This window comes from Pseudomonas sp. B6001, assembly GCF_013386015.1.
GTDB lineage: Bacteria > Pseudomonadota > Gammaproteobacteria > Pseudomonadales > Pseudomonadaceae > Aquipseudomonas.
Genome location: NZ_JACAOX010000027.1, coordinates 43,361 through 59,848, shown reverse-complemented (window position 1 = coordinate 59,848; position 16,488 = coordinate 43,361). Strand labels below are relative to the sequence as shown.

The following is a 16,488-nucleotide window of genomic DNA, read 5'->3' as shown; positions in this document are numbered from 1 at the left end:
GCCTCCCGGCCGGCTTGAGTGTCAAAAGCTAAAGCGGGCACGGTCCAAATGTGGGAGCGGGCTTGCTCGCGAAGGTCGTTAACGATGACGCGGGCATTCTGGATGAACGCGGCGCTCTCAGGTTTTTCGCGAGCAAGCCCGCTCCCACAGAAAAGCAGATCTGTTTTCGCTCTGGATCTTGCTTTTGCTTTTAACACTCAAGCCGGCCGGTAGGCCGCTGTGCTTTTGCTTTTGATCTTGATCTGACTGCCCCAATGAGCCCGAGGCCGAACGCAGGCAGTGCGAAGCGGGCCGCTGTAAGAGCGGAACCATAAGCGGCCGTTACCGAAATAACGGATATGCCCCCCACCTCAAATCCACCCCAACCAACTCCAATACGTAGCCGCAAACACCAACATCAACCCATACCCAATCAACGTCACCAAAATCCCGACCTTGGCAAACTGCCGCGCGGTAAACGTGCCGGTCCCCAAACACACCATATTCTGCGGCGCATTGATGGGCAGGATAAACCCGTAGCTCATCACAAACCCCAGCAACATCGTCATCCCCAGCCGACTGAACTCCCCGGGCAACGTCTGCAACACCGCAATCAAAATCGGCAACAACGCCGAGGTCAACGCCGTGGCACTGGCAAACCCCAAATGAATCACGATCAAAAACACCCCCAGAATCGCAAACACCCCCAGCGGCCCCACCTGGTCCAACCCGGTATGCGCCACCACCTGCGACCCCAGCCACTGCCCCGCCTGGGTGGTCAGCAACGCCGTCCCCAGGCTGATGCCAACCCCAAACACAATCACCGTGCCCCACGGAATCCGCGACTGCACATCCTTCCAGGTCATCACCCCGATCCCCGGCATCAGCAAGAACACCAGCCCGGCATACGTCGTCGAGGTCGTATCAAAGCTGTGCAACCGCCCCTCAGTCGCCCACGCCAGCAACAGCAGCACCGACACCGTCAGCAAGCGCTTCTGCGGCCCCGTCATCGGCCCGATGTCCACCAGCGATTGCGCCACCGCCTCCTTGCCTCCGGGAATGCTGTCACTCTCCGGCGGCAACAGCTTCAACACCAAAAACAACAACACCGCCGACATGATCACTGCCCACGGCGCCCCGGCGATCAGCCAGTCGATCCACGACACCCGCTGCCCCAGCATCTTGTCCATAAAGCCAACCGTCAGCAGGTTCTGCGCCGCCGCCGTCTGGATACCGACGTTCCAGATGCTCGTACCCTGGGCCACGACGATCATGATCCCGGCCGCAATATTCGAACGCTTGTCCACGCCAAACGCGGCAATCACCCCCATCATGATCGGCACCACACACGCACTGCGGGCCGTGGCGCTGGGCACCACCAGGCTCAAGAGGATGGTCACGGCGACTGCCCCGACGAGAATGCCCCGGGTGCTGGTACCCACGCGGGTCAGGGTGACCAACGCGATGCGCCGGTCCAGCCCGGTATGGGTCATGGCTGCGGCGATAAACAACGCGCCGGCCACCAGCGCCAGCGCCGGGCTGGAAAACCCCGTCAACGCCATGCTGATGGCCGGGCTGGAACCGATCAGGTGCGTCGGGTCTTGCAGCGACGGCGCAGTGCCGAGCAAAAACGCCATCAACGAGGTGATCATGATCGCGCTGGCCTCGTAGGAGACCGCTTCGGTGATCCATACCACCACCGCAAACGCGAGGATCGCCAGCATCCGGTGCCCGGCCACCGGCAAGTCGGCCGGCAGCGGCAACAGCAGCACGCCGACCATCACCAGTACGCCGACCACCAGGCCCAGGGGCAACTTGAATGAAGCAGCTGTTGTTGCGGGGGCACTCATGGGGTTCTCCGTCGGCCGTGAAATCTGGCCCACAGCATGAGGCAAAGCGTCACGCCCGGTGTTGACGGGTATCAAGTGGCTAGGCCAATAACTGGGTCAACACCGCTCGCAACTTGCCGGGCTTGACCGGCTTGTTCAGCAATGGCACGTCCAGGCGCTGCAATGCACGGCGGCATTGGTCGGTGCGGTCGGCGGTGATAATCACTGCCGGAATCCTGCAGCCAAAATGCTCGCGCAACTGGTGCACGACCTCACAGCCCACCACGCCATGGTCCAGGTGATAGTCCGCGAGAATCAGCTCCGGTGCCCGGCCCTGCAATGCAACCAGTGCGCCGGCCTGATCGGTCGCAGTGACCACTTCGCAGCCCCACTGCCCAAGCAGCGCGCTCATGCTGTCGAGGATGCCGACTTCGTTGTCCAGCACCAGCAGCCGCCTCCCCGGCAGCGGGTTGCCGGTGCTCGGTTGCGCGGCCACTACACTGATGGGCAGCGGCATGTCCTCGCTGATGGGGACTTCGATGCTGAACATCGAACCGCGCCCCGGCCACGAACGCACCGCCACCGGATAACCGAGGACCTCGGCGATACGCTCGACAATCGCCAACCCCAGTCCCACGCCCTTGCGGTCGGCGGCGCGGCCCACGTCCAGTTGATTGAACTCCAGGAAGATGGCGTCCAGGCGGTCCGCCGCAATTCCGCGCCCGGTGTCCCACACCTCCAGGCGCAACCGCTCACCCCGGCGGCGGGCGCCCAGCAGGATGGAGCCCGCGCTCGTGTAGCGGCAGGCGTTGCTGAGGAAATTGCGCAGGATCCGCGTCACCAGCCGCAGGTCGGTGTTGATTGCGTAATGGCCTGTACGCGCCCGCAGGTTCAGCCCGGACGCCGCGGCCACCGACTGGAATTCCGAGACCAGCGGTGCGAACAGTTCGTCGAGACGGTACAGGGCGATGTCCGGCTTGACCGCCGCTTGATCGAGTCGGGAAATGTCCAGCAAGTCGGTGAGCAAATCCTCGGCGCCTTCCAGGGCCTGATGGGTGCGCTCCACCAACACGTGTTCGACGCTGGGCAAGTTGCGCTCGCGCAGGGTGGAAATCAGCAAGCGTGCGGCGTTGAGGGGTTGCAGCAGGTCATGACTGGCGGCGGCAAGGTATTTGTCCTTGCTGCGGTTGGCGGCCTGGGCGGCATCCCGGGCATCGCGCAGGTCCTGCTCGATCTTCTCGCGCTGGGCGATTTGCTGTTGCAGGTTGCGGTTGGCTTCCAGCAACTCGTCGGTACGCGCCGCGACCCGCTGTTCCAATTCGTCGTTGAGGCGGATGTAGCGATTGCGCTCGGCTTCCAGCTCGTCGAGGCGCGCGGTCAGTTCGGGGTAATGACTCTTGCGCGCCGAGTGGTTGCCCAGCCCCAGGAGCCCCGCGAGTGCCCGTTGCTGATCGTCAGAGAGCTTCGCCATAGACGACCTCGACGTCACGCTGGCTGGATTCACGCGGGTTGGTAAGGATGCACGGGTCGTGCATGGCGTGCTGCGACAGAAAGGGAATGTCCGCCACTCGAATCCCATGCAGGCCGAGGGTTTCATGGAAGCCGATCGCATGCTTCAACGCGATCAAATGGTCCACCAGCCGGCCGCAGATTTGCCGGTGGTTGAGGCCCCGGCAATCAATGCCGAAGGTCTCGGCAATCACCTTGAAACGCTCCGGTGCCGCGCTGTAGTTGAACGCCACCACATGTTCCACCAGCACCGCGTTGCACAGGCCATGGGGCAGGTCGAGAAAGCCGCCAAGGCTGTGGGACATGGCATGCACCGCGCCGAGGATCGCGTTGGAAAACGCCAGCCCGGCCTGCATGCTGCCCAGCATGATTTTCTCCCGCAGGGCGATGTCGCCGGGGTTGGCGATCATCTGCACCAGGTTGCCATTGATCAGGCGCATGGCTTCCAGCGCGTGGGGATCGGTCAGCGGGCCGTGGCCGGTGGACACGAAGGCCTCGATGGCATGCACCAGCGCGTCGATGCCGGTACAGGCCGAGAGAAACGGGTCCATGCTCGCCGTGGTTTCCGGGTCGATCAGTGAAACATCGGGCACCACCGCCTTGCTGACGATGGAGAACTTCATGCGCTCCTGCTGGTTGGAAATGATCACGAACTGCGAGACATCCGCCGAGGAGCCCGCGGTAGTCGGGATCAGGATCAGCGGCGGGCTCGGCACGCGGATGGTGTCGACGCCTTCGAAGTCGAGGATGCTGCAGCCATGGGCGACCACGATGCCGATGGCCTTGCCGCAGTCCATCGGGCTGCCGCCACCGACGGCGACGATCACGTCGCAATGGTTTTCACGGTAGACCTCGGCGCCGAGCATCACCTCTTCAACCCGGGGGTTGGGCGAAACGGCGGTGTACAGGCAGTAGTCGATGCCGATCGCTTGCAGGCTGGCCTCGACATCGGCCACCCAGCCGACAGCAACCACGCCGGGATCACTCACCACCAACACCTTGCGCGCGCCAAAGGTCTTGGCGTAGTTGCCTACGTTGTGCCGGCAGCCGGCGCCAAAGATGATTTCAGGGGAAACGAATTTACGCAGGAGACTCAGGTTCGGGCTCATTGGTAAGCCTGTTTTTATTATTCTGGAAGATGCGCTCCACACTAACCCATCCGACACTGAATGCAATCAGACCAATGGGTGGCGCTGAAACCGCGACGTACGGCACGATCTACTACTTTGGTACTGATTCCCCTCTCTATCGTCGCATTCCCAAGGCATCGAGACTGGCATGTAATGGGCGCATGACCCTATGGATCGGACCTGCTTGAATAAGCAAAAATAATAAGGCGAACGTCCATGTACAAAATTCTGATAGCCGACGATCACCCACTGTTTCGCGAGGCGATCCACAACGTCATCAGCGACGGGTTCCCGGGCAGCGAAGTGATGGAAACCGGCGACCTGGACAGCGCCCTGACCATGAGCCAGGAGCACGACGATCTGGATCTGATCCTGCTGGACCTGAACATGCCGGGCATGCACGGCCTCAATGGCCTGATCAACCTGCGCAACGAGTCGCCGACGATTCCGGTGGTGATCGTGTCTGCCGAGCAGGACAAGCAGGTCGTGCTGCAAGCCATCACCTATGGCGCGGTGGGGTTTATCACCAAGTCCTCGCCCAGGCTGCAGATGACCGAGGCAATCCAACAGATTCTCAACGGCAATGTGTATTTGCCGCCGGAGATTATTCGCAGCCAGAAAATCGGCGGGCAACGGCGCATGAATGATTGCCTGGGGCTTGCGCCGGAGCTGCTGCAGGCCCTGACCCGCAAGCAATTGCTGGTGCTGGAGCGGATGACCAAGGGTGACTCGAACAAGCAAATCGCCTATAGCCTGGAGATTGCCGAGACCACGGTGAAGGCCCATGTCTCGGCAATCCTGCGCAAGTTGAACGTGCACAATCGGGTGCAGGCGATTCTCAGCGCCGGGGACATCGACTTTGGTGCCTACCTGCGGCGCTGATACCCGTAGGGGCGGGATGCTGAGCGCATTTCAAGGCACCTGAATGAGGGCCCGAAACAGCATGCCCGCCGCCACCAGCACACACAGGGTGGCAAAACCCACCTGCAAGGTGCGCGCCTTGATCACCGAGCACAGGCGCCGCCCCGCCAACATGCCGACAATGCTCGAACCGATAAACACCCAGCCCATCGGCTCGATACTGACCCCGGCATGAAACGCGCCGATCACGCCGATCAACGAGATCAGGCTGATCACCATCAGCGAGGTGGCGACGATGCCGCGCATCTGCACATCGGTCAGTTGCTTGAACGCCGGTACGATCAGGAAGCCGCCGCCCACGCCGAGCAACCCCGAGACCGCACCGGTCACTGCGCCGAGTGCTGCCAGGGTGGCGGTGCATTTGGCGGTCCAGGAAAAGCGCCCGGTCTGCTGGTCGAGCATGCAGTTCTTCTGGCCCCACGACGCGGTGCCGTGGTCGCTCGGCCCGGCCTCAAGCTTCTCCCGTTGCAGCATGCGCCAGGCCACCAGCACCATCAGCGCACTGAACAGGCCCATCAGGACTTTCTCCGACATCTGGTGGGCGAAGAAAACCCCCAGCGGCGAAAATAGCGCGCCAAGCAGCGCAATCAGCAGCGCCGCGCGGTAACGCACCAGGCCATGGCGCAAACCGTCGACAGCCCCCACGGCAGCGGCCGCGCCCACCGCGAACAACGACACGGGCGCGGCCTGGGTCATGGTCAACCCCAGCCCCAATACCAGGGCCGGGACACCAAGAATGCCGCCCCCGGCGCCGGTCAGGCCCATGACCAACCCCATCAACACGCCCAGAAAACTTGCCAGCAGCATAGGGTTGCCTCAATCCACCTTGGCCAGACGGGTCAGCCACTCGCGGCCCTTGAGCATGCCGTTCCAGTAGAACCACGGCAGGAAACTCGCCTTGAGGAACCACGCCGAACGCCGCGCCACAGTCGGGTCGAGGGGAAAGGTCGGCAGCAACTTGCCGCCATAGCCGAACTCGGCCAGCACCACCTTGCCCTTCTCCACGGTCAGCGGGCAGGAGCCATAGCCGTCGTACTTGAGGGGCAACGGTGCCTGTCTGCGCAGGGCCAGCAGGTTTTCCGCCACCACCACGATTTGCTTGCGCACCGCCGCGGCGGTCTTGGCGTTGGTGGTGGAACACACATCGCCCAGGCCGAAGATGTGCGGGTAGCGCAGGTGTTGCAGGCTCTGGGGATTCACTTCGCACCAGCCGGCGGCATCGGCCAGGGGGCTGTGGCGAATGAAGTCCGGCGAGACCTGTGGCGGGACGACGTGCAGCAGGTCGAAGGTTTTCTCTTCGACGCGCACATTGCCTTCGGCGTCCTTGATTTCGAACCAGGCCTTGCGCGCGGGGCCGTCGACCTTGACCAGGTTGGAGTTGAATGCCAGTTGCGCCGAGTACTTTTCAACGTACTTCATCAGCGGCGGCACGAAGGTCGGCACGCCGAACAAGGCAGCGCCGGCCAGGTTGAATTCGACCTTGATGTTTTTCAGGTCACCCTGGCGGAGCCAGTGATCGCACGACAGGTACATGGCTTTTTGCGGAGCGCCGGCACATTTGATCGGCATGGCCGGTTGGGTAAAGATCGCCTTGCCATTTTTGAGTTGCTGCACCAGCTGCCAGGTGTAGGCGGCGTGCTCATAGCTGTAGTTGGACGTTACGCCATGCCGGCCGAGGGTCTCTTGCAGGCCTTCGATCTTCTCCCAGGCCAGGCGCAGGCCCGGGCACACGATGAGGTTCTTCCAACTGACGCGCTGGCCACTGTCGAGCACCAGGGTGTGCTCGTCGGGCAGTAATTCGCTGACCGCGGCCTGGATCCAGGTGACGCCGTTGGGCAGCACGTCGGCCATGGGGCGCACGGTCCTGGTAACGTCATAAGCCCCACCGCCCACCAGGGTCCAGGCCGGCTGGTAGTAGTGGTGGTCGTTGGGCTCGATCAGGATGATGTTCAGGTGCGGGTCGCGCTTGAGCAGGCTGGCCAGCAGGCCGATGCCTGCCGAGCCGCCACCGATGACAACGATATCGCCACTGATGGCAGGTCCCCAGTGTTGGTCGTTCATGGTCTATGGCCTTTTTCAGTTAATGCACGCAAGGGTCGTTGCCGTATGGCACCACGCCCTAGCTGTTTGCCACCACGATGCCATCCTTTGCCTCGGGTCCTTTAATTCACTTAAGCTCACAAGGTTATGTGGAAACCTAACTGAATGTAAGTCGCCATTAGCTATCTGGGAAACCCGTCATGTCAGCGTTGATTCAATCCTTTCTGGACGAGGCGTCGTCGACCTACACCTACGTCGTCTATGAAACGGACGGTGGCCCATGCGCCATCGTTGATTCGGTGCTCAACTACGACCCGGCCTCCGGACGCACCGGCACCGGCCAGGCGGACAAGGTGATCGCGTTTGTGCGCGAGCATGGCTTGCAGGTGCAGTGGTTGCTGGAAACCCACGCCCATGCGGATCATCTGTCGGCTGCGCCTTATTTGCGTCGCCAGCTGGGGGGCAAGATCGCGATTGGCCAGTCCATCAGCAAGGTGCAGGGAGTGTTCAAGAACCTGTTCAACCTGGAGCCGGAGTTTCGGGTGGATGGGTCGCAGTTCGACCATCTGTTTGCGCCGGATGAGGTGTTTCACATCGGCAACCTGAAGGCCCAGGCGCTGCATGTGCCGGGGCATACGCCGGCGGATATGGCTTACCTGATTGATGACCAGTTGATTCTGGTGGGCGACACGCTGTTCATGCCGGACGTGGGCACGGCGCGCTGCGATTTCCCTGGTGGGGATGCGCGCCAGCTGTATGGGTCGATGCGCAAGTTGTTGGCCTTCGCGCCTGAAACCCGCCTTTATGTGTGCCATGACTATCCGCCCGAAGGACGCGCAGCCAAGTGCCTGACCACGGTGGCTGAACAGCGGGCGGGGAATATTCATGTGCATGACGGGGTGGATGAGGCGGCGTTTGTCGAGATGCGCACCACGCGGGATGCCGGGTTGGGCATGCCCACGCTGTTGTTGCCGGCGATTCAGGTGAATGTGCGGGCCGGGGTGATGCCGCCGGCGGAAGGAAATGGGGTGGTTTATTTGAAGATTCCCCTCAACCAGCTTTGAAATGCACTACAAAATGTGGGAGCGGGCTTGCTCGCGAATGCGGTGTATCAGTCTATATTTTCGGTGACTGACACTCCCCATTCGCGAGCAAGCCCGCTCCCACATTTGTTTTGTGTCGTTCGTTAGCCGAGGTTGATGCCGTTGGCCGGTAGCGGCAGCGCGGTCTTGTAGCGCACTTGCTTGAGGGCAAAGCTGGAGCGGATGTTGGCGACACCCGGGACTTTAGTCAGGAAGTCCATCATGAAACGCTCCAGGGACTGGATGGTCGGCACCAGCACCCGAATCAGATAATCGGGGTCGCCGGCCATCAGGTAGCACTCCATCACTTCGGGGCGATCCGAAATCGCCCCTTCGAATTGCTGCAATGCCAATTCGTTCTGCTTTTCCAGGCTGACGTGGATGAACACATTGACGTGCAGCCCCAGCAGGTCGGCGTCCAGCAGCGTCACCTGGTCGCGAATCAGCCCCAGTTCTTCCATGGCCTTGACCCGGTTGAAACACGGCGTGGGCGACAGGTTGACCGAACGGGCCAGGTCGGCGTTGGTGATGCGAGCGTTCTCCTGAAGGGCGTTCAGAATGCCGATATCGATACGGTCCAGTTTGCGCATGAGACAAAACCACCTGTTTATTATGTTTATGCAGTTTTTTTATCCCCAAATGATCTCCAACGCAATGAAACAGAGATAAATATTCTCCTGAGCCGAGCCTATGATTGTTGTAGGACAAGATTTCTTCTACCCGAAGAAGGACTGTCAGCTACCGCGCCCACTACAAGAAATTCACAAGATAGAGCGTAGAAAGCCATGACTCAGCAGTACGAACCACTGCGCCTGCACGTTCCCGAACCCTCGGGCCGCCCAGGCTGCAAGACCGACTTTACCTACCTGCGCCTGACTGACGCTGGCCTGGTGCGCAAACCCCCAATCGACGTAGAACCCGCCGACACCGCCGACCTGGCCAAGGGCCTGATTCGCGTGCTCGACGATCAGGGCCAGGCCCTCGGCCCATGGGCTGAAGGCGTGCCGGTGGAGATTCTGCGCAAGGGCATGCGCGCCATGCTCAAGACGCGGATCTTCGACAACCGCATGGTGGTCGCCCAGCGTCAGAAGAAGATGTCGTTCTACATGCAGAGCCTCGGCGAAGAAGCCATCGGCAGCGCCCAGGCCCTGGCCTTGAACATCGACGACATGTGCTTCCCCACTTATCGCCAGCAAAGCATCCTGATGGCCCGGGAAGTGCCGCTGGTAGACCTGATCTGCCAACTGCTGTCCAACGAGCGCGACCCGCTCAAGGGCCGCCAGTTGCCGATCATGTACTCGGTAAAAGATGCCGGCTTCTTTACGATTTCCGGCAACCTCGCCACCCAATTCGTACAAGGCGTGGGCTGGGGCATGGCCTCGGCCATCAAGGGCGATACCAAGATTGCCTCGGCCTGGATCGGCGACGGCGCCACCGCTGAGTCCGACTTCCACACCGCCCTCACCTTCGCCCACGTGTACCGGGCACCCGTGATTCTTAACGTAGTGAATAACCAGTGGGCGATCTCCACCTTCCAGGCCATTGCCGGCGGTGAAGCCACAACCTTTGCCGGACGCGGCGTGGGTTGCGGCATCGCCTCCCTGCGGGTGGACGGCAACGACTTTGTCGCGGTGTACGCCGCCTCCGCCTGGGCCGCCGAACGTGCCCGCCGCAACCTGGGCCCGACCCTGATCGAATGGGTGACCTACCGTGCCGGCCCGCACTCCACCTCCGATGACCCGTCCAAATACCGTCCCGCCGACGACTGGAGCCACTTCCCGCTGGGCGACCCGATCGCCCGCCTCAAGCAGCACCTGATCAAGATTGGTCAGTGGTCCGAAGAGGAACACGCGGCGGTCAGTGCCGAACTTGAAGCCGAAGTGCTCAAGGCCCAGAAAGAAGCCGAACAGTACGGCACCCTGGCCGGTGGCCAGATTCCAAGCGCCGCGACCATGTTCGAAGACGTTTATAAAGAGATGCCGGAGCACTTGAAGCGCCAGCGTCAAGAGTTGGGGATCTGACATGAACGATCACAACAACAATATCGAGCTGGAAACCGCCATGACCACCACGACCATGACCATGATCCAGGCCTTGCGCTCGGCCATGGATGTGATGCTTGAGCGAGACGACAATGTGGTGGTGTTCGGCCAGGACGTCGGTTACTTCGGCGGCGTGTTCCGTTGCACCGAAGGCTTGCAGAACAAGTACGGCACCTCGCGGGTGTTCGACGCACCGATCTCCGAAAGCGGGATCGTCGGCGTGGCGGTCGGCATGGGCGCCTATGGCCTGCGGCCGGTGGCCGAGATTCAGTTCGCCGACTACGTGTACCCTGCCACCGACCAGATCATTTCCGAAGCCGCCCGCCTGCGTTATCGCTCGGCCGGCCAGTTCACGGCACCGCTGACCATGCGCATGCCCTGCGGCGGCGGCATCTACGGCGGCCAGACCCACAGCCAGAGTATTGAAGCGGTGTTCACCCAGGTCTGCGGTCTGCGCACGGTGATGCCGTCCAATCCGTACGACGCCAAGGGCCTGCTGATCGCCTCCATCGAAAACGATGACCCGGTGATCTTCCTCGAACCCAAGCGCCTGTATAACGGCCCGTTCGACGGCCACCACGACCGCCCGGTAACCCCGTGGTCGAAACACCCGCAAGCGCAGGTGCCGGACGGTTACTACACCGTGCCGCTGGATGTGGCCGCCATCGCCCGCCCGGGCAAGGACGTGACGATCCTCACCTACGGCACCACGGTGTATGTGTCGCAAGTCGCCGCCGAAGAAACCGGCATCGACGCCGAAGTCATCGACCTGCGCAGCCTGTGGCCGCTGGACCTGGAAACCATCGTCAATTCCGTGAAGAAAACCCGTCGCTGCGTGATCGTTCACGAAGCCACCCGTACCTGCGGGTTCGGCGCCGAGCTGGTGGCGCTGGTGCAGGAGCATTGCTTCCACTACCTGGAAGCGCCGATCGAGCGCGTCACCGGTTGGGATACCCCGTATCCCCACGCGCAAGAGTGGGCGTATTTCCCTGGCCCGACCCGAGTGGGCGCGGCTTTGCATCGGGTTATGGAGGTCTGAATGGGCACGCACGTTATCAAGATGCCGGACATTGGCGAAGGCATCGCAGAAGTTGAATTGTCGGTATGGCACGTCAAGGTCGGCGACCTGGTGGTAGAAGACCAGGTGCTGGCGGACGTGATGACCGACAAGGCCATGGTGGACATTCCGTCGCCGGTGCACGGCAAGGTGATTTCCCTCGGCGGCGAGCCGGGGGAAGTCATGGCGGTGGGCAGTGTTTTGATCAGTATCGAAGTGGAAGGCGCGGGCAATACCAGGGAGTCGGCGTTGTCGGCGGTGGTTGAAGAGGTCGCGCCGGCACCGGCTCCTGCACCGAAAGTCGAAGCCAGGGCCGCGCCGGTGGTTGAACCCAAGCCGGCAGCCAAACCTGCGGTGGCGGCTGCGCAAGCGCCCGTGGCCCGCGAGGCCGATGACCGCCCGCTGGCCTCCCCGGCCGTGCGCAAACATGCGCTGGATGCTGGCATCCAGCTACGACTGGTCCAGGGCTCCGGCCCGGCCGGCCGGATTCTGCATGAAGATCTGGACGCTTACTTGCTCCAGGGTCCGGCGAAAAATTCCGGGGCCTCCAACCCGTACGCCGAACGCAACGACGAGCAGCAAATCCCGGTGATCGGCATGCGCCGCAAGATCGCCCAGCGCATGCAGGACGCCACCCGGCGCGCCGCGCATTTCAGCTATGTGGAAGAGATCGACGTCACCGCCCTCGATGAGTTGCGCGTGCACCTCAACGAGAAACACGGCGCTACCCGCGGCAAGCTGACCCTGCTGCCGTTCCTGGTGCGGGCCATGGTCGTCGCATTGCGCGACTATCCGCAGATCAACGCGCGTTATGACGACGAAGCCCAGGTCATCACCCGCCTCGGCGCGGTGCATGTGGGTGTCGCCACCCAGAGCGATGTCGGCCTGATGGTGCCGGTGGTGCGTCACGCCGAAGCCCGCGACCTGTGGGGCACGGCGCAAGAAATCAATCGCTTGGCGAATGCGGCGCGCAATGGCAAGGCCAGTCGCGATGAGCTGTCGGGCTCGAGCATCACCCTGACCAGCCTCGGTGCGTTGGGCGGGATTGTCAGCACCCCGGTGCTGAACCTGCCGGAAGTGGCCATCGTCGGGGTCAACCGCATTGTCGAGCGGCCGATGGTGATCAAGGGCCAGATTGTGATCCGCAAGATGATGAACCTCTCCAGCTCCTTCGATCACCGGGTGGTCGATGGCATGGACGCGGCGCAATTCATCCAGGCCATCCGTGGCCTGCTCGAACAACCCGCCAGCCTGTTCCTGGAGTAACCCATGTCTCAAACATTGCACACCACGCTGCTGATCATCGGCGGCGGGCCTGGCGGTTACGTGGCAGCGATTCGCGCCGGCCAGCTGGGCATCCCGACCATCCTGGTGGAAGGCCAATCGCTGGGCGGCACCTGCCTGAACATCGGCTGCATTCCGTCCAAGGCGCTGATCCATGTCGCCGAACAGTTCCAGCAAACCGTGCACCACAGCCAGGGTTCGCCGTTGGGTATCGAAGTCGATGTGCCGACCCTGGACATCGGCAAAAGCGTTGAATGGAAAGACGGCATCGTCGACCGCCTGACCACCGGCGTAGCCGCGCTGCTGAAAAAACACAAGGTCCAGGTCATTCAGGGCTGGGCCAAGGTCGTGGACGGCAAGACCGTCGATGTCGGCGACCAGCGCATCCAGTGTGAACACCTGTTGCTGGCCACCGGCTCGAAAAGTGTCAACCTGCCGATGCTGCCGATTGGCGGGCCGATCATCTCCTCCACCGAAGCCCTGGCGCCGAAACGCATCCCGAAACGCTTGATCGTGGTGGGCGGCGGCTACATTGGCCTGGAATTGGGGACTGCCTATCGCAAGCTCGGTGCCGAGGTCAGCGTGGTTGAGGCCCAGGACCGGATTTTGCCGGCCTACGACGCCGAACTGACCCAACCGGTGGCCGAATCCCTGAAGCAACTGGGGGTGAAGGTGTTCCTCAAACACAGCGTCACCGGTTTTGAGCACAACACCCTGCAAGTGCGCGACCCCAGCGGCGAGACGCTGTCGCTGGAAACCGACCAGGTGTTGGTTGCCGTTGGTCGCAAACCCAACACCCAGGGCTGGAACCTCGAAGCCTTGAACCTGGACATGAACGGTTCGGCGATCAAGATCGACAGCCGCTGCCAGACCAGCATGCGCAATGTGTGGGCCATCGGTGACCTCAGCGGTGAACCGATGCTCGCCCACCGGGCCATGGCCCAGGGCGAAATGGTCGCCGAACTGATCAGCGGTAAATCCCGCGAATTCAACCCGGCCGCGATCCCGGCGGTGTGCTTCACCGACCCGGAACTGGTAGTGGTCGGCAAGACCCCGGACGAAGCCAGGGCGGCCGGGCTGGACTGCATCGTGTCGAGCTTCCCGTTCGCCGCCAATGGCCGGGCCATGACCCTGGAGTCGAAAACCGGCTTCGTGCGGGTAGTGGCGCGCCGCGACAATCACCTGATCGTCGGCTGGCAGGCGGTAGGCGTTGGCGTCTCGGAACTGTCCACGGCCTTCGGCCTGAGCCTGGAAATGGGTTCACGCCTGGAAGACGTGGCGGGCACCATCCACGCCCACCCGACACTCGGCGAAGCGGTACAGGAAGCAGCCCTGCGGGCCCTGGGGCATGCATTGCATCTATAAATGGCGAAGTTCAAATGTGGGAGCGGGCTTGCTCGCGAAAGCGGTGGATCAGCACCGAATGCATCGAATGACACGCCGCATTCGCGAGCAAGCCCGCTCCCACACAAGCCAAGAATGAAGTATTGTTGCGCCCATCCAGAAATAAACCATAAGCCTGCCTTCGACCAGGCGGTTGACAAAAGATAGAGGGTGTCATGGGTAACGAAAGCATCAATTGGGACAAGCTGGGTTTTGACTACATCAAGACCGACAAGCGTTTCCTCCAGACCTGGAAAGACGGCGAGTGGCAAAAAGGCACCCTGACCGACGACAACGTGCTGCACATCAGCGAGGGCTCCACCGCCCTGCACTACGGCCAGCAATGCTTTGAAGGCCTCAAGGCCTACCGCTGCAAGGACGGTTCGATCAACCTGTTCCGCCCCGACCAGAATGCCGCGCGCATGCAGCGCAGCTGTGGCCGCCTGCTGATGCCACAAGTGCCGACCGACGCCTTCATCGAAGCCTGCAAGGAAGTGGTCCGCGCCAACGAGCGGTTCATCCCGCCGTACGGCACCGGCGGCGCGCTGTACCTGCGCCCGTTCGTGATCGGCACCGGTGACAACATCGGCGTGCGCACCGCGCCGGAATTCATCTTCTCGATCTTCTGCATCCCGGTCGGCGCCTACTTCAAGGGCGGCCTGACCCCGCACAACTTCCTGATCTCCGGCTACGACCGTGCGGCTCCCAACGGCACCGGCGCAGCCAAGGTCGGTGGCAACTACGCCGCCAGCCTGATGCCCGGTTCCCTGGCGAAAAAAGCCAACTTCGCCGACTGCATCTACCTCGACCCGGCCACCCACTCGAAGATCGAAGAAGTCGGCTCGGCCAACTTCTTCGGGATCACCCACGACAACAAGTTCGTCACCCCGAACTCGCCGTCGGTGTTGCCAGGCATCACCCGCCTGTCGCTGATCGAGCTGGCAAAATCGCGCCTGGGCCTGGAAGTGGTTGAAGGCGACGTGCTGATCGACAAGCTGTCGGACTTCAAGGAAGCCGGCGCCTGCGGCACCGCCGCCGTGATCACCCCGATCGGCGGCATCGAGTACAAAGACAAGCTGCACGTGTTCTACAGCGAAAAAGAAGTCGGCCCGGTCACCCAGAAGCTCTACAAAGAGCTGACTGGCGTACAGTCCGGCGACGTCGAAGCGCCTGAGGGCTGGATCGTCAAGGTCTAAGCAACACTGCAAAACCAAACTGTGGGAGCGGGCTTGCTCGCGAAAGCGGAGTGTCAGTCGACAGATTTATTGGCTGATCCACCGCATTCGCGAGCAAGCCCGCTCCCACATTTGCTTTCAGTGCTTGGAAAACCGGGCTTCAGGCCTTATCCATCGGGATGTTTTCCAGGATCTTCTTGCCCATGCTGATCCGCGGCTCCGCGCCATAACCCAGCGCCTCATAAAACCCCATCACCGCGTCATTGCCACTGGTGATCTGCAGGTTGATCTTCATGCAACCCAGCGCCGTCAACGCCTGCTCCGCATGCCGCACCAACGAGGCGCCCAGGCCCTGGCGGCGATAGTCGTTGTGCACCGCCACTGAATACAACCAGCCACGATGCCCGTCGTAGCCTGCGAGGATGGTACCGATCACCGCCTTCTTGTCGGTGGCCACGAAGAACAACCCATCGTTGACCGCCAGCTTCTTGTCGATCGCCAGGCTCGGCAGGTTATGCGCCGCGTCATAACCAAACGCCGCCTGCCACAACGCCACCACCTGCGCCCGATGGGCCCGATCGCGATAGACGCCGATGGGATGGCGGGATGACAACGCCTTCTCCATCACCAGCGTGCGTTCATTGCCATGGTAGACATCGCGCACCGTGTGGAAACCCAGCTTGGTGTAGAACGGCTCGGCCGTCAGCGAAGACGGCACATGCAACAAGGTCACCCCGGCTTCCCGGGCGCGCAGCTCGATTTCAATCATCAGCAAGCGCCCGATGCCCTGCCCTTGCAGCGCCGGATTGACGAAGACCGAGCGCACCACATTGGCGTCAAGTGCCGCCGTGGCAACGATCACCTCATCCTGAACAGCCACCAGCACCGTTCGACGCGCGAGCAACGCCACGACAGCCTCGGGAGTAAAGTTGCTCGCCACCCGCGCAATCACATCCGCCGGATAATCCCGGGCGTTGCTGTCATGCAGGGCCGCCAGGATGACCTGGCTGATGCCCTCGGCATCGGTAGTTTGGGCGAGACGAACTTCAGTGGGCAT

The 16,488-nt window shown here is 62.1% G+C and carries 14 protein-coding genes; 7 read left to right on the top strand and 7 right to left on the bottom strand.

What is annotated here, in order from left to right:
* Nucleotides 1-350 precede the first annotated feature (350 nt).
* The 3 genes from HX821_RS25990 to ercA form a co-directional block, all read right to left on the bottom strand.
* Nucleotides 351-1,829 (bottom strand): DASS family sodium-coupled anion symporter, encoded by a 1,479-nt coding sequence (locus HX821_RS25990; protein ID WP_177036789.1) that lies wholly within the window; start codon nucleotides 1,827-1,829, stop codon nucleotides 351-353.
* Nucleotides 1,830-1,908: 79 nt separating this feature from the next.
* Nucleotides 1,909-3,279: a hybrid sensor histidine kinase/response regulator gene (locus HX821_RS25985; protein ID WP_003207799.1), complete on the bottom strand. Its 1,371-nt coding sequence runs from the start codon at nucleotides 3,277-3,279 to the stop codon at nucleotides 1,909-1,911.
* Nucleotides 3,263-4,426, bottom strand: coding sequence for an alcohol dehydrogenase-like regulatory protein ErcA (ercA, locus tag HX821_RS25980; protein WP_003207798.1), 1,164 nt, complete (start codon nucleotides 4,424-4,426; stop codon nucleotides 3,263-3,265). The genes HX821_RS25985 and ercA overlap by 17 nt, the downstream gene beginning before the upstream one ends.
* Nucleotides 4,427-4,663: 237 nt before the next feature.
* Between ercA and HX821_RS25975 the strand changes: the two genes are divergently transcribed.
* Nucleotides 4,664-5,329 carry a response regulator transcription factor gene (locus tag HX821_RS25975; protein ID WP_003207796.1) on the top strand — a complete coding sequence of 222 codons (666 nt, stop codon included), beginning with the start codon at nucleotides 4,664-4,666 and terminating at the stop codon, nucleotides 5,327-5,329.
* A gap of 30 nt (nucleotides 5,330-5,359) precedes the next feature.
* Here the strand turns inward: HX821_RS25975 and HX821_RS25970 are convergent, their stop codons facing one another.
* Entirely contained in the window at nucleotides 5,360-6,175 is an 816-nt protein-coding gene (locus HX821_RS25970; RefSeq protein ID WP_003207794.1) for a sulfite exporter TauE/SafE family protein, read from the bottom strand.
* A gap of 9 nt (nucleotides 6,176-6,184) precedes the next feature.
* Nucleotides 6,185-7,429 carry an FAD/NAD(P)-binding oxidoreductase gene (locus tag HX821_RS25965; RefSeq protein WP_177036787.1) on the bottom strand — a complete coding sequence of 415 codons (1,245 nt, stop codon included), beginning with the start codon at nucleotides 7,427-7,429 and terminating at the stop codon, nucleotides 6,185-6,187.
* A gap of 179 nt (nucleotides 7,430-7,608) precedes the next feature.
* On the opposite strand from HX821_RS25965, the gene HX821_RS25960 reads away from it, so the two are divergent.
* On the top strand, nucleotides 7,609-8,472 hold the full coding sequence (locus HX821_RS25960) for an MBL fold metallo-hydrolase (RefSeq protein WP_003207791.1): 864 nt from the start codon (nucleotides 7,609-7,611) through the stop codon (nucleotides 8,470-8,472).
* Nucleotides 8,473-8,594: 122 nt separating this feature from the next.
* On the opposite strand, the gene bkdR is transcribed toward HX821_RS25960, so the two are convergent.
* Entirely contained in the window at nucleotides 8,595-9,080 is a 486-nt protein-coding gene (gene bkdR / locus HX821_RS25955) for a Bkd operon transcriptional regulator BkdR (RefSeq protein WP_003212855.1), read from the bottom strand.
* Nucleotides 9,081-9,275: 195 nt separating this feature from the next.
* Between bkdR and HX821_RS25950 the strand changes: the two genes are divergently transcribed.
* The 5 genes from HX821_RS25950 (at nucleotide 9,276) to HX821_RS25930 (ending at nucleotide 15,452) form a co-directional block, all read left to right on the top strand.
* Nucleotides 9,276-10,511: a 3-methyl-2-oxobutanoate dehydrogenase (2-methylpropanoyl-transferring) subunit alpha gene (locus HX821_RS25950; RefSeq protein WP_003212857.1), complete on the top strand. Its 1,236-nt coding sequence runs from the start codon at nucleotides 9,276-9,278 to the stop codon at nucleotides 10,509-10,511.
* Nucleotide 10,512: 1 nt separating this feature from the next.
* Nucleotides 10,513-11,571 (top strand): alpha-ketoacid dehydrogenase subunit beta, encoded by a 1,059-nt coding sequence (locus tag HX821_RS25945; protein ID WP_003212859.1) that lies wholly within the window; start codon nucleotides 10,513-10,515, stop codon nucleotides 11,569-11,571.
* Nucleotides 11,572-12,855, top strand: a complete 1,284-nt coding sequence (locus HX821_RS25940) for a dihydrolipoamide acetyltransferase family protein (protein WP_102369558.1) — start codon at nucleotides 11,572-11,574, stop codon at nucleotides 12,853-12,855.
* Nucleotides 12,856-12,858: 3 nt separating this feature from the next.
* The gene (gene lpdA, locus HX821_RS25935) at nucleotides 12,859-14,238 is read left to right on the top strand and encodes a dihydrolipoyl dehydrogenase (protein WP_087694490.1); all 1,380 of its coding nucleotides are present in this window, start codon (nucleotides 12,859-12,861) and stop codon (nucleotides 14,236-14,238) included.
* A gap of 194 nt (nucleotides 14,239-14,432) precedes the next feature.
* On the top strand, nucleotides 14,433-15,452 hold the full coding sequence (locus tag HX821_RS25930) for a branched-chain amino acid aminotransferase (protein ID WP_003212864.1): 1,020 nt from the start codon (nucleotides 14,433-14,435) through the stop codon (nucleotides 15,450-15,452).
* A gap of 139 nt (nucleotides 15,453-15,591) precedes the next feature.
* On the opposite strand, the gene HX821_RS25925 is transcribed toward HX821_RS25930, so the two are convergent.
* Nucleotides 15,592-16,488 carry a GNAT family acetyltransferase gene (locus HX821_RS25925; protein ID WP_003212866.1) on the bottom strand — a complete coding sequence of 299 codons (897 nt, stop codon included), beginning with the start codon at nucleotides 16,486-16,488 and terminating at the stop codon, nucleotides 15,592-15,594.

Coding starts and splice junctions, on each gene's coding strand:
- HX821_RS25990 (WP_177036789.1), bottom strand. CDS start 1,829: ATGAGTGCCCCCGCAACAACAGCTGCTTCATTCAAGTTGCCCCTGGGC.
- HX821_RS25985 (WP_003207799.1), bottom strand. CDS start 3,279: ATGGCGAAGCTCTCTGACGATCAGCAACGGGCACTCGCGGGGCTCCTG.
- ercA (WP_003207798.1), bottom strand. CDS start 4,426: ATGAGCCCGAACCTGAGTCTCCTGCGTAAATTCGTTTCCCCTGAAATC.
- HX821_RS25975 (WP_003207796.1), top strand. CDS start 4,664: ATGTACAAAATTCTGATAGCCGACGATCACCCACTGTTTCGCGAGGCG.
- HX821_RS25970 (WP_003207794.1), bottom strand. CDS start 6,175: ATGCTGCTGGCAAGTTTTCTGGGCGTGTTGATGGGGTTGGTCATGGGC.
- HX821_RS25965 (WP_177036787.1), bottom strand. CDS start 7,429: ATGAACGACCAACACTGGGGACCTGCCATCAGTGGCGATATCGTTGTC.
- HX821_RS25960 (WP_003207791.1), top strand. CDS start 7,609: ATGTCAGCGTTGATTCAATCCTTTCTGGACGAGGCGTCGTCGACCTAC.
- bkdR (WP_003212855.1), bottom strand. CDS start 9,080: ATGCGCAAACTGGACCGTATCGATATCGGCATTCTGAACGCCCTTCAG.
- HX821_RS25950 (WP_003212857.1), top strand. CDS start 9,276: ATGACTCAGCAGTACGAACCACTGCGCCTGCACGTTCCCGAACCCTCG.
- HX821_RS25945 (WP_003212859.1), top strand. CDS start 10,513: ATGAACGATCACAACAACAATATCGAGCTGGAAACCGCCATGACCACC.
- HX821_RS25940 (WP_102369558.1), top strand. CDS start 11,572: ATGGGCACGCACGTTATCAAGATGCCGGACATTGGCGAAGGCATCGCA.
- lpdA (WP_087694490.1), top strand. CDS start 12,859: ATGTCTCAAACATTGCACACCACGCTGCTGATCATCGGCGGCGGGCCT.
- HX821_RS25930 (WP_003212864.1), top strand. CDS start 14,433: ATGGGTAACGAAAGCATCAATTGGGACAAGCTGGGTTTTGACTACATC.
- HX821_RS25925 (WP_003212866.1), bottom strand. CDS start 16,488: ATGCCCACTGAAGTTCGTCTCGCCCAAACTACCGATGCCGAGGGCATC.